We start from the raw sequence: 14,306 nt of genomic DNA, 5'->3' as shown, positions 1-14,306 counted from the left end.
CCTTTATAAATACTCATTTAACAATAACTAACTCATTATTTATCCTTACTTTTTAATGCTCTATTTTAAAACAAATGTCATTTTGTGTGCTTGACTGCAAAAGGGTAGAGCACTATTCTTTGCCTGCTGGCCACATTGCCAGTCGGTTTTAGCAGACCGTGCTCAAGAACATTGAAAAAATTCGTTTTTTTAATGTAGACCCGTTCGTCTCCCTTTTTGTAGCGGTAGGACGGAAGGGGGACACCTTCGGGTGTGCTGGGTCTTGAGCCAGTCTGCTAACCCTCTTTCGTTCTGCCACCATAATTCTATAAATGTCTGGCAGAACTCCCAATAAAAAGGAGTTGGCTTTGCACATCCATTATTTCTTGGCAGCCTTTGCCAAAGTCTATATCGACACAACTTAAACGTTAAAGCGGTTTGATCACCTAAGGGTTTTCAGGCTTTAAATCGTCACGACTAAAACTTAGCAACAATAAAATTTGAGATGTGCCAAGCACAGTCTTTATAGGCTTTGCTGTGCCTTTTTTCTCCCAAAAAAGTATCTCACCTACAACAAGAATTTATTTTAAAGGGTAAAAATATGCCTCATTCAGAAATATCTGCCAAAAAATTACAAGTTATTTGTACTTCAATACAGCTATTTACGATTTATGGATTTCACAATACTGGGGTAAACCTTCTGATCAAAAAATGCAAAATTCAGAAGGCGACTTTTTATAACTATTTTCAGTCCAAAGAACGCCTTATTGAAAGATGTATAGCCTTTCAAAAAAGTCGGCTAAAAGAAGAAGTGCTGGCAATTATTTATTCACATCGTTACCCAACCGCAAACGATAAACTCAAAGAAATTTTTCTTTTACATGTCGATTTAAATAGCTTTTACTTTTTGCTATTTAAAGCCATTTTTGAAATTAAACTGCTTTATCCGAGAGCCTATCAAATGGCGATTGACTATAGAAAATGGCTGCTTAGAGAGCTTTTTGAGTTGATATTTAGTCTAGAAAGTCGTGGCTTGAAGCCTTATGCAAACATGATTTTATTTATGATTGATGGGGCACTCATCCAACTTTTAGACCCAAAGAAAGCTGGGGAAAAAGAGAAATTATTAGATTATTTTCTAAATGTTTTGGCTAAGTTTGGATAGTTGAAATGAATAGTCAGAAACTAATAAGGACGCGTAAAGCTAACGATTATTTCCGCTGATCTGCAAACTCTATTTGCTATCTAAATCAATCATCATCTTTATGATTTAAGTTGAAATCAAACCAAATGATTTCAACTATAAAATCATTAAAAATTAATTTCTTAGCGCTTTTAAAGCAATTTCTACACTCTCATATAGGTTTTGAATTGGCACGTTATCTTTTGCTTGAATGGTAATGCCAAAGAGCATCATGCCAAAATAATCTGCTAAAACATCCAAGTTTAAGCTTTCGGCAACATCGCCATCCTTTTGACCTTGCTCAAGTCTCGCTCTAATGAGAGCAACAGTCTTCCTGCGTTCATTACTCAGGATGTCTTGTACATTTTTACTTTCAGACGAACCTGATAATGCTGCGGAAACGACTAAACAACCAGTTTTATCAGGTTTACTATAAAATTGGTCAATTGTTCTGATTAACAAATTTTTAATGCCTTCATGAGCCGTTAAAGATTCTTGAAGAGCCTCAATTCGATAATTACCAAAATTTTTAACATAATAATCAACAGATTCAATAAACAATTGTTCTTTATTTCCAAAAGAAGCATAGAGACTTGGCGGGTTGATTTCCATCGCTTTTGTCAGGTCATTAATTGATGTCGCTTCATAACCATTTCGCCAAAATAGATTCATCGCTTTGTCTAATGCAGCATCCCGATCGAAATTACGAGGGCGGCCACGACCTGCGGTTTTGTTCATTTTTATCTCCATTTTGTATCAATCACTACAAAAATTCGTTGACTGTATTTTAACATGATTATATAGTGATCACTACATAAATAATCTTAAGCATATTTTAAGGGCTAAAAAATGAATCACAAATTATTTAATCCTGTGATTGTAGGTGATGTTGAACTAAACAATCGCATTGTTATGGCACCAATGACTAGATCAAGAGCAGAACAACCCAATGATGTACCTACCGAACTCAATGCACTTTATTATGGTCAGCGTGCAAGTGCTGGTTTGATTATTACTGAAGGCACACAAGTTTCTGACATAGGTAAAGGCTATTCTTTTACTCCAGGAATCTACTCAGAAGAACAAGTCAAAGGTTGGGCATTAGCCACTCAAGCTGTACATGATAAAGGCGGGAAAATTGCTGCTCAGTTATGGCATGTAGGGCGTATGTCGCACTCTTCACTACATATCAATCATGAACAACCCATTGCACCATCTGCGATTCAAGCTAAAGCATCTGTATTTATTGCCAATGAAAAAGGTGAAGGGGCAATGGTACCTGCCGAGATGCCAAGAGCAATGGATTATGATGATATTCAAAACGTTAAACAGGAATTTATTCAAGCTGCTCAAAATGCTATGAAAGCTGATTTTGACTTAGTTGAAATCCATGCCGCGAATGGTTATTTGTTCGACCAATTCTTATCTAAAGATGCAAATCAGCGTACTGATACCTATGGTGGCTCTGTTGAAAATCGTGCGCGTTTCTTATTAGAAACTGTCGATGCATTGATTGAGGCGATTGGTGCAGGTCGTGTAGGCATGCGTTTGTCGCCATGGGGAACTATTAATGGCATGACAGACCAAGAACCCGAAGAAATTACGCTTTATTTAGCTGAACAATTACAAAAAAGAAATATCGCTTATATTCATTTGGCTGAGTGGGACATGCTTCCACATGGCGATACTTATCCAGTAGGTTTCAGAGAAAAACTCCGTTCATTGTTCACAAATACATTAATTGTTTGTGGAAATTATTCACTCGAAAGAGCCGAATCTATTCTTGATAAAGGTCTAGTAGATGCAGTGGCATTTGGTCGTCCTTTTATTGCCAACCCAGATTTAGTAGAGCGTTTACAGTCTGGCCATCCTTTAACACCAGCAAAATCTGAATATTTCTATGGCGGCGATGCAACAGGGTATACCGACTATCCGACTGCTCAATAATCTCATTCTACAAATCAAGGCTAAGAAAATGAATAAATTTTTTAAAGTAATGACTTTGTCTGCAGCAATTGGTGTATTGGGATTGAGTCAAGCAAATGCAGAATATGACCCAAACTTAAAGTCCATTGATACACCGCCAGCCGTTTCACAGCAAATGTTTAATAAAGTGAAATCTAATGGGCTAGGGCAATATGCTTATGCAAAAGGTCTATCTAGTAAGTTTATAGAGTCTGAAGGTGTAAAACTCCATTACGTTGAAGGCGGATCTAAAGGTACACCAATTGTATTTATTCATGGTTTTGGTTCGACATGGAAAATGTGGGAACCAATCATGCTTTCTTATATGAAAGATCATAAAGTCATTGCAATTGATTTACCGGGTTTGGGTCAATCATCTCCCATACTTAACGATGATTATTCAGCAGAAAATACATCAAAAATTTTGATTGGTGCGATTAAAAAAATTGCTGGTAAAGGGCCAATCTATTATGTCAGTCACGATTTAGGCAACTCTGCTTCTTATCCACTGGTTGCAAATAACCAAGGCTATATCAAAAAAGCGGTATTTATGGACTCACCGATTCCAGATCGTGCGATGTTCGAATATCCGGGTTATACCCCAGATGGTCCAGGCCTAGGCTGGCATTTTGGTTATTTCAGCTTTGGTGATATTGCTGAAAAGCAAATTGCAAATGATCCGAATTTATTTTTCTCGTACTTTATTAAAACCTATGCAGGGAAAAAAGACATTTTTACACCTGAACTCCTTGCTGAGTTAATCGAGCCATATTCGACTCGAGATAAATTAAAAGCAGCTTTTGGTTATTACCATTCGCATGCAGACTCAGTTCGTCAAAATGAGGAACTACTCGCTAGTGGTAAAAAGTTAACCATACCTTCTATGGCACTTACTGGTCAAAAAGGGGTAAACGATGTTTTGGTTAAAGAAATGCGCGCAAGATTTGTAGCTGATCCATCCACATATACAGCTATCATTTTGCCAAATACAGGCCACTGGATGGTTGAAGAAAATGCTGACGGCGTGGAGAAAAGTTTATCGAACTTTTTATTTAAATAAATATGAAATTCATCGCACTCAGGCCTAACGCTTGGGTGCAATTAATTATTTATTTTAAATGAGTTATTAATATGAATACATATTTTAAAAATATATCCATTTCTATAGCTTTTATTTTGATTGGTTCACCATATGCAAATGCAGAATATGATCCAAATTTAAAATCTATCGATACACCACCAGCTGTTTCGCAGCAAATGTTTAATAAAGTGAAATCTAATGGGTTAGGGCAATATTCTTATGCAAAAGGTCTATCTAGTAAGTTTATAGAGTCTGAAGGCGTAAAACTCCATTACGTTGAAGGTGGAACTAAAGGCACACCAATTGTATTTATTCATGGTTTTGGTTCGACATGGAAGATGTGGGAACCAGTCATGCTTTCGTATATGAAAGACCATAAAGTGATTGCGATTGATTTGCCGGGTTTGGGCCAATCTAGTCCACTACTTAACGATGATTACTCCGCGGAGAATGTATCGAAAATTTTATTAAGTGCGATAAAAGAAATTACCAAGAATGAGCCTATTTATTATGTTAGTCATGACATAGGGAATACGGCTTCTTACCCACTAGTTGCAAATAATCAAGATTACATTAAAAAAGTTGTCTTTATGGATTCTCCAATTCCAGATATGGAGACATTTAAGCACCCTGGATACTCAGCAAAAGGACCGAGTCTAGGCTGGCATTTTGGTTATTTTAGTTTCGGTGATATTGCTGAAAAACAAATTGCGAATGATCCGAATTTATTTTTTTCGTACTTCATTAAAACCTATGCTGGGAAAAAAGAAATTTTTACGCCTGAGTTGCTTGCTGAGTTGATTGAGCCGTATTCGACTCGAGATAAATTAAAAGCAGCTTTTGGGTATTACCGTTCAAAGAAAGACTCAGCTTTACAAAATGAAGCGCTTTTAGCAAATAATAAAAAGTTGTTTATTCCTGCGATGGCACTAAGTGGTGAGAAGGGTGTCAATGAAGTACTAATTAAGCAGATGAGATCAAAGTTCGTTGAAGATCCTACGAAGTTAAGAGCTGTAATTTTACCAGACACAGGTCATTGGCTAATTGAAGAAAACCCTGAAGGCGTCGAGAAAAGTTTATCCAATTTTTTATTCAAATAATCAGTAAAACTTTTACATTCGAATCGATCTTGAATTCGGATGTAACTCAGCTAAAACATCCTTATTCCAATTTGATCGAGAGAAATGATAGATGAAAAATAAACTTCCATTTTTGTCTTTATTTTTTGCTTGTCTCACTGTGTCGTCAGTCAGTTATGCAAATAATATATATGGAGAGCATTTAGAAGGATTTAAATATCCTTATCCACTCCAATATTTTAACTTCTCATCCCAGCAGCAAAATCTAAAAATGGGATATATGGATGTTCAACCCAAAAAGCCTAATGGACAAACAGTAGTTGTTTTGCATGGCAAAAACTTTTGTGCTGCAACTTGGGAAGAAACCATTAATTTTCTGACACAAAATGGTTATCGGGTGGTTGCTCCCGATCAAATCGGTTTCTGTACCTCTAGTAAACCCGATCATTATCAATATAGTTTCCAACAGCTTGCACAGAACACCCATGCTTTACTCAATAAGTTAGGTGTTAAACAACCTATTTTATTGGCACATTCAACAGGTGGCATGCTCGCAACGCGATATTCACTTATGTATCCGAAAGAAACAAAACTTCTCGCAATGGTCAATCCAATTGGTTTAGAGGACTGGAAAGCAAAAGGCGTTCCATATCGTAGTATCGATCAATGGTATCAGCGTGAACTAAAAGTGAGTGCTGAGTCCATTAAGGCTTATGAATTAAAAACTTATTATCAGGGTCAATGGAAGCCTGAGTATGATAAATGGGTTGATATGTTGGCTGGATTAAATGCAGGGAAGGGACATGAAAAAGTCGCTTGGAACTCTGCACTTATTTACGACATGATTTTTACTCAACCTGTCTATTATGAATTCTCTGATCTTAAAGTGCCTACCTTGCTTTATATCGGCACAGGTGACACGACTGCAATTGGTAGTGATATAGCTCCACCTGAAGTTAAACAAAAAATTGGTCAATATAGCGTTCTGGGTAAAGAGGCTGCGAAATTAATTCCAAACGCTGAATTAATTGAATTTGCAGGTATGGGACATTCGCCACAAATGCAAAACCCGAAACTATTTCATGAGGCTTTGATCAAAACTTTAAAGAAATACGATTAATTATTTGAGCCTATAGGTGAGGTAAAAATAATTTATTTAAAGTTAGTTATATAACTTATAAAAGGAGTAAGTTATGAATAATACTTTATCGCATGATTTAGGTAATAAAATTGCATTTGTACAAGGTGGTTCACGAGGTATAGGTGCTGCAATTGTTTCTGAATTGGCAGAGCACGGTGCAACAGTAGCCTTTACTTATGCAAACTCTGAACAAGCAGCGCATCAATTGGCTGATGAACTGAGTGCCAAAGGCTCGAAGGTTATAGCACTAAAAGCAGATAGTAGTTCTTCACAAGAGGTCATTAATGCCATAAATAAAGTAGTAACTGAGTTCGGCAAGATTGATATTCTAGTAAATAATGTCGGTATTTTTGTGATGAACAAAATACAAGATGTGACATTAGATGAAATTGAAAAGATCATGGCCGTGAATATAAAAAGTGTGGTTGTAGCGTCTAATGAAGCTGCTAAACATATGCCAGACTACGGCCGTATTATTAACATAGGTAGTATTAACGCCGAACGAGTACCTACAGAAGGATTGACTTTGTATAGCATGACTAAATCAGCTATTAAAGGATTAACTAAAGGTATGGCACGTGATTTAGGTGAGCGATTTATTACGGTCAATAATATTCAACCAGGTCCAGTTGATACCGACATGAATCCAGCTGATGGTGAAATGGCAAGCTCTCTCATAGATATTATGGCGATTAAGCGTTATGGTCATAAAAGCGAAATTGCGGCATTAGTTTCATGGTTATGTAGCGAACATGCAGGTTATATCACAGGTGCAAACATCAATATTGATGGGGGATATGGTATTTAGTTGATGGCGCAATCATCCAGTTTTAAAGCCCAGATAACACTGGGGGACAATATAAATTATTAGATTGTTTTTTGAATCGATTTATATGGATGTAAAGTATTTTTATTTAAAAAGCCCTTTTAGAACGAGGGCTTTTTGTTGCGACTAGTTTTTATATTGCCATGCTTTTAAAAAGGTACGACACACTTCTTCATTTAATTGTTGAAGTTCTTGTACAGTTGGAACATTTCCACTAATCAGTGTAGCTGGATAAGCATATCCCATTACCGCACCAAGGAATGCTTTTGTTGCTTCCTCTGGCTGATCAATTTTAACAATGCCAGCATTATGTGCGCTTTCAAGAATATGCGTTAAAGATCTCCTAATATTGCCTTGTGTACGTTGTTGGATTTTAGGAAGAATTTCTTTCATTTCAACTAAGGCAATAATGAGTAATCTTTGTAGGCGAATTACGTCAATATTATAAAAATGCTTTTGTACAGCCTGCCCAATTTCTAACAATAATTGATCGATACGCTTATTCTTTAACTCATGCAGTTCAATGAAAGGTGCTTCCATTTCTGCTTTTAAATGATCAAAGACTTCAATAAGTAACGCTGTCTTGGTTGGGAAATGGTTATATAAAGTTTGTCGATTTGTTCCGGCTTTCGTGGCAATGGCTTCTAAACGGACTTCTAATCCATGCTCTAAAAATAGTTCACGTGCTGCTGCCACGATAGTTGGGCGAATTCGAGAGGGACGACCTGGTGATTTTTTTAACATATGAGGTTTTCTTGCACATCTTATTTATTTACTTTACAGTAAAGTAAATAAATTGTCTATAAGTCTGCGGTCCCAGATATGCTTAATCTAAGTTTTAACTATCGTAAGCTTTTATATTTATTACTGTTATTGGTTTTTTTGAGTGCATGTGATTCTGATAAACCTGTCACTAAAAATATTCAGCAGGTGGGCATTATCACAATAAAACCAGAGTCTATTGAATCTACTTATCAATTGGCTGGAAGAACAGTAGCCTCTGAAATTTCTCAGGTCCGCCCCCAAGTCAATGGGGTGGTGATAGAGCAATTGTTTAAGGAAGGCACCCAAGTAAATAAAGGGCAGCCACTTTATAAAATCGATTCATCACTCTATCGCGATGGGGTTGATGAAGCCGCTGGTAATCTTGCATTAGCAAAAGCCACGGTAAATTCGACTCGTCTGCAAGCCGAGCGTTATAAAGAATTAATTAAAGTAAACGGAGTGAGTCAGCAAGAACTTGATAATGCTCAAAGTGCATATGAACAAGCGAAAGCGACTGTTGCGGTAAATGAGGCTGTACTCAAAACTGCACGTACCAATTTACGTTACACACAAGTTACAGCACCTATTTCAGGACGAATAGGGCGCTCATCTATTACACGTGGCGCTTTAGTGACTTCTGCTCAAGAAGATCCTTTAGCAACGATTCAACAACTGGACCCCATGTATGTTGATTTGACTCAGTCGAGTGATGAATACATGGCACTGCGTAAGAAACTTACTGAAAATGGAATTAAACCGACTGAACTCTCTGTACGTTTGCAGCTTGAAAACGGCACAACCTATGCGGAAAAGGGAACTTTTAAGTTTAGTGATGTTTCAGTAGATGAAGCGACAGGAAGTGTCACTCTACGTGCGGCATTTTCCAATCCAAATAATGCGTTATTACCGGGCCTGTATGTGCGGGCCGAACTTGGAACGGGTACACGTTCTAACAGCATCTTGATTCCTCAAGGTGCACTTTTTCGAGATGCTGAAGGAAATCCACTTGTTTGGGTTGTTGGAAAAGATAATAAAGCCGAGCAACGGAAAATTACTCTAGGCGATGCAATTGATAACCGTTGGTTAGTGACATCCGGCTTGAAAGAGGGAGATCAAGTCATTGTTGATGGCCTGCAAGGTTTAACCGCCGGTATGGCGATTGAACCGACCCCAATGAGTTGAGGATTCCCTATGTTGTCGAGTTTTTTTATTGCACGACCTATTTTTGCTTGGGTTCTCTCTATTTGTATTATGGCTTTGGGTGCGATTTCTATTTTGACTTTACCCATTGAGCAATATCCTGACATTGCACCACCGGGTGTAAATGTCACTGCAAATTATCCGGGTGCATCGGCCAAAACTGTTGAAGACAGTGTGACCCAAATTTTGGAGCAACAAATTAAAGGGATTGACGGCCTACTTTATTTTTCATCGAGTAGTAGTTCGGCGGGGCAAGCACGAATAAGTCTTAGTTTCGATCAAAATACCAATCCTGATACGGCTCAGGTGCAGGTACAAAATGCTGTGAATCAGGCACTGAGTCGATTACCACAAGAGGTTCAGCAGCAAGGCATTACTGTGACCAAGTCACAAGGCGATAGTTTATTGGTCTTTGCACTTTACGATGAAAGTGGGACTAGATCTTCTGTAGATATCTCCGACTACATGGTCAGTACTCTGCAAGACCCATTAAGTCGGGTAGAAGGGGTTGGAGAAATCACCGTATTTGGTGCTCAATATGCAATGCGCATCTGGCTTGATCCTCATAAACTAAATAGTTATGGATTAATGCCTTCAGATGTTAGGACAGCGATTGAAGCGCAAAATACTCAAATTACAGCAGGCGAGTTAGGGGCATTACCCACGCGAGATGGGCAGGCCCTAAATGCCACTGTAACCGCATTATCTCGGTTACAGACGGTGAGCCAATTTGAAAATATTATTTTGCGAACTGAAACAAATGGCGCGGTCGTATTACTTAAAGATGTGGCCCGAGTGGAGCGAGGTGCAGAGAGTTATCAGACTGCTACACGTTTGAATGGAAAACCAGCTTCGGGTATGTCTATTCAACTTGCTTCTGGTGCCAATGCATTAGAAACGGCTGAACGAGTTAAAGCTGAAGTCACACGGTTAACTGCCTCTATGCCCGCAGGTCTAAAAGTGGCATATCCACGTGACAGTACACCCTTCGTCGAAGCTTCGGTAAATGGGGTGATTAAAACTTTAGCTGAGGCGATTGTTCTGGTCATTATTGTCATGTTCTTGTTTCTGCAGAGTTGGCGTGCGACTTTAATACCAGCAATTGCAGTTCCGGTCGTATTGTTAGGAACATTTGGGGTGTTGAGCGTATTGGGCTATAGCATTAATACGCTGACCTTATTTGCGATGGTTTTGGCTATTGGTCTGCTTGTAGATGATGCGATTGTGGTTGTAGAAAATGTCGAGCGGGTGATGCATGAGCAAAATGTTGATGCTCGGCAAGCCACCCTAATTTCAATGCAAGAAATATCTGGCGCGCTCGTTGGTATTGCAATGGTACTTGCTGCCGTGTTTTTACCAATGGCTTTTTTTGGTGGTTCTGTCGGAATTATCTATCGCCAATTTTCAGTAACACTGGTATCAGCTATGGTACTTTCTGCAATCGTTGCTTTGACATTATCTCCTGCTTTATGTGCAACTTTACTCAAGCCAACTAATGAAAAACATAAGCAAAGAAAATTTTTTACTTGGTTCAATCGTAAAGTTGAACAAGGGCAGTCAGGCTACCGCACAAAGCTGCTTGCTGTTTTAGGTAAACCCAAAATATTTATGATCTTATTCTTAGCTATTACAGCATTGTTAGGCTGGCAATATACCCGAATGAATACTGGGTTTTTACCTCAAGAAGACCAAGGTTCGGTTATGGTCCAATTTACTACTCCTGTAGGGACTACATTGGCTGAAACAGAACGGGTTGGTAATCAGATCGCAGATTATTTCTTGACGAAAGAAAAGGATAATCTCAATGTGATTTTCATGGTGATGGGTAGAAATAATGCGGGTAGTGGACAAAATGTGGGTATGGCATTTGCCGGACTCAAACATTGGGATGATCGAGAAGGTAGTGAAAATACGGCAGAAGCTGTGATTGCGCGAGCAAATGCACATTTTAAGTCACTGCGTAACGCACGTGTTCAGGTACTATCGCCCGCCGCGGTAAGGGGGCTTGGGCAATCAAGTGGTTTTGAGCTTTGGTTGCAAGATGCTGAAAATAAAGGCCGTGACGCTTTATTGGTAGCACAAAATAATGTGCTAAAAGCAGCAAATGCTGATTCTGGCTTGGCAGCAGTTCGTCTAAATAGTTTAGAAGATAAAGCACAGTTACAAGTCGATATCGATCAAAGAAAAGCCAGTGCCCTTGGCTTAGCTCAAGCGGATATTAGCAATACGCTGTCGTCGGCATGGGGCGGATCTTATATTAACGATTTCATTGATCAGGGACGTGTTAAGCGAGTTTATTTACAAGGAGACGCGAACTATCGTTCTTTACCTCAAGATATTGGGCAGTGGTATGTTCGTGGCGCTAGCGGTGAAATGACACCATTTTCTAGCTTCTCTTCTGTAAAATGGCAGATGGGACCTCAAATGCTGCAACGCTTTAACGGTCTTTCAGCCGTACAAATACAAGGCTCTGCGGCAACGGGTGAAAGTTCGGGTGGTGCTATGGATAAGATGCAGCAATTAATTGATCAACAGCAAGGCTTTAATCTTCAGTGGAGTGGGTTGTCTTATCAAGAGAAGCTCGCGGGTGGCCAAACGATTTGGTTATATTTAGCCTCAATCATCTTTATCTTTTTATGTTTGGCAGCACTTTATGAAAGTTGGTCTATTCCTGTGTCTGTCATGCTAGTGATTCCTCTAGGTCTGATTGGAGCTGTAGTGGCTGCAAGTCTAGCTGGTTTTGTTAACGATATTTACTTTCAGGTCGCTATGCTGACGACTATTGGGCTTTCTGCCAAAAATGCTATTTTGATTGTTGAATTTGCGGCAGCCAAGTTAGAGGTGGGTCAGGCATTAATAGACGCCATTATTGAAGGTGCGGGTCAGCGATTACGGCCAATTATTATGACATCTCTGGCTTTTGTTGCAGGTGTTCTACCATTGGCTGTATCTACAGGAGCAGGGGCTGTAAGCCGAAAAGAAATTGGTATTGCCGTCACTGGTGGGATGATTTCAGGAACTCTACTTGCTATTTTCTTTGTGCCTTTATTTTTCCTTTTAGTGCGCCGTTTGACCAATAAGTTAAACACCGAAAAGGCAAAATGATTTCACAAAAATAATAAAAGCCATTCAGCATTAGGCTCTCACGCTCTAGATAGTGTGAGGGCCTAAATTTTAACAACTTAGAACGTATTTTGAATAATTACATCATCGTAAGGAAGTTTGCCCACACGTGGGTAAGGCTGAGATGCTGACTTACCAACGGCAATCATTAAACACACCACATGATCTTCGGGTAAGTTTATGAGCTTTGCCATCGCATCAAAGTCAAAACCATCCATAGGGCAGCTATCTAAGCCATGCTCTTGGGCAAGCAACATCAAAGTCTGAGCAAAGATCCCCGCACTACGCATAACTTCGTCACGTTGGGTTTGTGGACGGTCACGATAATACTGGTCAATTGCGCCAACCATAATATTTTGAACTTCAGGAGAAGCGCCATCCCATACACGCTTAGCATCAACTTCCCATGTACTGACTTTTGCACATAACACAATGAGTAATGATGCTTCAGTCACTTGTGGTTGGTCCCAAGCAATGGTACGGATTTTTTGTCTTAACTCAGTATCTTCAATGATGACTGGACGCCAATGTTGTAGGTTAAAAGCGCTTGGCGCATTGACTAAAACTTCTTGTAATAACTGCTTTTTGTTATCTTCAGAGAGTTGAAAAGCAGGATCGAAGCGTTTCACTGCACGGCGGTTACGGATGGCATCAATAACATTCATAAGATTTTCCTACTGGTTGGTTTGACCGTTTTTTAAAATAACAAAAAAATATTTAGGATTGGTTCATATTAAACTGAATTAATCTTGCAATATCGATTGTTCGTTCATAAATGAGTTCTGCCGCATGTTCGCAAGCGTGTTCTAAGGTAAGTGGACCATTGGCTAGTGAAAATGCAGCCGTAACGCCATGTTCATAAAGCGCTTGGTAGCCTTCGCCTAATGTGCCTGCAATTACAATAACGGGAACATTATGCGCTTTGGCAATTTGGCTTACCCCAAAAACTGTTTTGCCACTTAAAGTTTGCGGGTCAAATTTACCTTCGCCTGTAATCACCCAATCTGCATTACAGATTTTATGCTCAAGTTGGTTAAGTTCAGCGACGACTTCAACGCCAGCTTTAAAGTCTGCATTTAAATAACTTTTAGCTGCAAAGCCCAAACCACCCGCAGCGCCAGAACCTGCTTCATCTCGTTTGTCGAAACCTAAAAGTTCCGCAGAGACATCGGCAAAATGGGAAAGCGCTTCATCAAGTAGTTGTACTTGAGCAGGAGAAGCACCTTTTTGTGGCCCAAAAATAGATGATGCACCGTTAGGGCCACAAAGTGGATTGGTCACATCGGCAGCCAACAAAAACCGTGTTTGCTGAATACGTGAGTCAAAATGCGTTAAATCAATTTTTGACAAGTTTTTGAGAGCGAGGCCACCTGTGGGTAAAACGTTTTGGTTGGCATCGAGTAAAACCACACCTAAAGCACTCAGTAATCCTGTACCGCCATCATTGGTGGCGCTACCGCCCACAGTTAGAATGATATCTTTTGCACCTGCATCTAAAGCATCCAGAATAAGCTGGCCCGTTCCAAAGGTTGTGCTGTGGCAAGCATCACGTTCTGACGGTGGAACTAACTGTATGCCGCTCGCTTGAGCCATTTCAATGATGGCGATTCTTTGTTTTTCTAACCAGCCCCATTTGGCCTGAACAGGCTGACCTAATGGCCCAACTACAGTTTTTTCACGCCATTGACCGCCGCAAGCTTCTAATACAGCTTCAATGGTTCCTTCACCACCATCTGCCATAGGGCATAACATTGTTTCTGCATGAGGAAAAACTTCTTGCCATCCTTTGGCAATAGCCTGAGCTACCTTTAAAGCAGATAAACTGTCTTTAAAAGAGTCAGGGGCAATAATGACTTTCATAAGCTCTCTAATTCTGATGGATTTTTAATTGATTTATACTCATTAATATGAAAAAAACATAGTTAAAACCAAATCAGAGTCAATTTGAAAAATCAGTCTAATCT

12 protein-coding genes are annotated in these 14,306 nt (G+C 39.3%); 8 read left to right on the top strand and 4 right to left on the bottom strand.

Going from position 1 to position 14,306, the window contains the following annotated elements:
• Positions 1-580 precede the first annotated feature (580 nt).
• Positions 581-1,144, top strand: coding sequence for a TetR/AcrR family transcriptional regulator (locus tag HUN22_RS10080; protein ID WP_174728724.1), 564 nt, complete (start codon positions 581-583; stop codon positions 1,142-1,144).
• Between the two features lie 153 nt (positions 1,145-1,297).
• Here the strand turns inward: HUN22_RS10080 and HUN22_RS10075 are convergent, their stop codons facing one another.
• A complete protein-coding gene (locus tag HUN22_RS10075; RefSeq protein ID WP_174728721.1) occupies positions 1,298-1,900 on the bottom strand; it encodes a TetR/AcrR family transcriptional regulator in 603 nt (200 codons plus the stop codon).
• A 111-nt stretch (positions 1,901-2,011) separates the two neighbouring features.
• On the opposite strand from HUN22_RS10075, the gene HUN22_RS10070 reads away from it, so the two are divergent.
• From HUN22_RS10070 to HUN22_RS10050, 5 genes are all read left to right on the top strand, one after another.
• Entirely contained in the window at positions 2,012-3,109 is a 1,098-nt protein-coding gene (locus tag HUN22_RS10070) for an alkene reductase (protein ID WP_174728718.1), read from the top strand.
• A 28-nt stretch (positions 3,110-3,137) separates the two neighbouring features.
• The gene (locus HUN22_RS10065) at positions 3,138-4,187 is read left to right on the top strand and encodes an alpha/beta fold hydrolase (protein ID WP_174728716.1); all 1,050 of its coding nucleotides are present in this window, start codon (positions 3,138-3,140) and stop codon (positions 4,185-4,187) included.
• A gap of 71 nt (positions 4,188-4,258) precedes the next feature.
• Positions 4,259-5,308 (top strand): alpha/beta fold hydrolase, encoded by a 1,050-nt coding sequence (locus HUN22_RS10060; protein ID WP_174728713.1) that lies wholly within the window; start codon positions 4,259-4,261, stop codon positions 5,306-5,308.
• A gap of 91 nt (positions 5,309-5,399) precedes the next feature.
• Positions 5,400-6,407 (top strand): alpha/beta fold hydrolase, encoded by a 1,008-nt coding sequence (locus HUN22_RS10055; RefSeq protein ID WP_174728710.1) that lies wholly within the window; start codon positions 5,400-5,402, stop codon positions 6,405-6,407.
• 73 nt (positions 6,408-6,480) lie between these two features.
• Positions 6,481-7,236, top strand: coding sequence for an SDR family oxidoreductase (locus HUN22_RS10050; protein WP_174728708.1), 756 nt, complete (start codon positions 6,481-6,483; stop codon positions 7,234-7,236).
• A gap of 144 nt (positions 7,237-7,380) precedes the next feature.
• On the opposite strand, the gene HUN22_RS10045 is transcribed toward HUN22_RS10050, so the two are convergent.
• Positions 7,381-7,998: a TetR/AcrR family transcriptional regulator gene (locus HUN22_RS10045; RefSeq protein ID WP_174728705.1), complete on the bottom strand. Its 618-nt coding sequence runs from the start codon at positions 7,996-7,998 to the stop codon at positions 7,381-7,383.
• 78 nt (positions 7,999-8,076) lie between these two features.
• Between HUN22_RS10045 and adeD the strand changes: the two genes are divergently transcribed.
• Positions 8,077-9,201 carry a multidrug efflux RND transporter periplasmic adaptor subunit AdeD gene (adeD, locus tag HUN22_RS10040; protein ID WP_174728702.1) on the top strand — a complete coding sequence of 375 codons (1,125 nt, stop codon included), beginning with the start codon at positions 8,077-8,079 and terminating at the stop codon, positions 9,199-9,201.
• Positions 9,202-9,210: 9 nt separating this feature from the next.
• Positions 9,211-12,324 (top strand): multidrug efflux RND transporter permease subunit AdeE, encoded by a 3,114-nt coding sequence (gene adeE / locus HUN22_RS10035; RefSeq protein ID WP_174728699.1) that lies wholly within the window; start codon positions 9,211-9,213, stop codon positions 12,322-12,324.
• A 77-nt stretch (positions 12,325-12,401) separates the two neighbouring features.
• On the opposite strand, the gene HUN22_RS10030 is transcribed toward adeE, so the two are convergent.
• Together HUN22_RS10030 and HUN22_RS10025 are read right to left on the bottom strand one after the other, a co-directional pair.
• Positions 12,402-13,007: a nitroreductase family protein gene (locus tag HUN22_RS10030; RefSeq protein ID WP_174728696.1), complete on the bottom strand. Its 606-nt coding sequence runs from the start codon at positions 13,005-13,007 to the stop codon at positions 12,402-12,404.
• A gap of 52 nt (positions 13,008-13,059) precedes the next feature.
• Complete coding sequence (locus tag HUN22_RS10025) at positions 13,060-14,202, bottom strand: glycerate kinase family protein (RefSeq protein WP_174728693.1); 1,143 nt, start codon at positions 14,200-14,202, stop codon at positions 13,060-13,062.
• Positions 14,203-14,306: the final 104 nt, after the last annotated feature.

The organism is Acinetobacter lactucae, assembly GCF_013344765.1.
Taxonomy (GTDB): Bacteria; Pseudomonadota; Gammaproteobacteria; order Pseudomonadales; family Moraxellaceae; genus Acinetobacter; species Acinetobacter lactucae_A.
The sequence above is the reverse complement of the archived record's forward strand: the minus strand, read 5'-3'. Positions and strand labels throughout refer to the sequence as shown.

What these genes read in the sequence shown, in the direction of transcription:
- adeD (WP_174728702.1), top strand. Translation starts at nt 8,077, where the DNA reads ATGCTTAATCTAAGTTTTAACTATCGTAAGCTTTTATATTTATTACTG.
- HUN22_RS10025 (WP_174728693.1), bottom strand. Translation starts at nt 14,202, where the DNA reads ATGAAAGTCATTATTGCCCCTGACTCTTTTAAAGACAGTTTATCTGCT.
- HUN22_RS10050 (WP_174728708.1), top strand. Translation starts at nt 6,481, where the DNA reads ATGAATAATACTTTATCGCATGATTTAGGTAATAAAATTGCATTTGTA.
- HUN22_RS10070 (WP_174728718.1), top strand. Translation starts at nt 2,012, where the DNA reads ATGAATCACAAATTATTTAATCCTGTGATTGTAGGTGATGTTGAACTA.
- HUN22_RS10065 (WP_174728716.1), top strand. Translation starts at nt 3,138, where the DNA reads ATGAATAAATTTTTTAAAGTAATGACTTTGTCTGCAGCAATTGGTGTA.
- HUN22_RS10060 (WP_174728713.1), top strand. Translation starts at nt 4,259, where the DNA reads ATGAATACATATTTTAAAAATATATCCATTTCTATAGCTTTTATTTTG.
- HUN22_RS10075 (WP_174728721.1), bottom strand. Translation starts at nt 1,900, where the DNA reads ATGAACAAAACCGCAGGTCGTGGCCGCCCTCGTAATTTCGATCGGGAT.
- HUN22_RS10080 (WP_174728724.1), top strand. Translation starts at nt 581, where the DNA reads ATGCCTCATTCAGAAATATCTGCCAAAAAATTACAAGTTATTTGTACT.
- HUN22_RS10055 (WP_174728710.1), top strand. Translation starts at nt 5,400, where the DNA reads ATGAAAAATAAACTTCCATTTTTGTCTTTATTTTTTGCTTGTCTCACT.
- adeE (WP_174728699.1), top strand. Translation starts at nt 9,211, where the DNA reads ATGTTGTCGAGTTTTTTTATTGCACGACCTATTTTTGCTTGGGTTCTC.
- HUN22_RS10030 (WP_174728696.1), bottom strand. Translation starts at nt 13,007, where the DNA reads ATGAATGTTATTGATGCCATCCGTAACCGCCGTGCAGTGAAACGCTTC.
- HUN22_RS10045 (WP_174728705.1), bottom strand. Translation starts at nt 7,998, where the DNA reads ATGTTAAAAAAATCACCAGGTCGTCCCTCTCGAATTCGCCCAACTATC.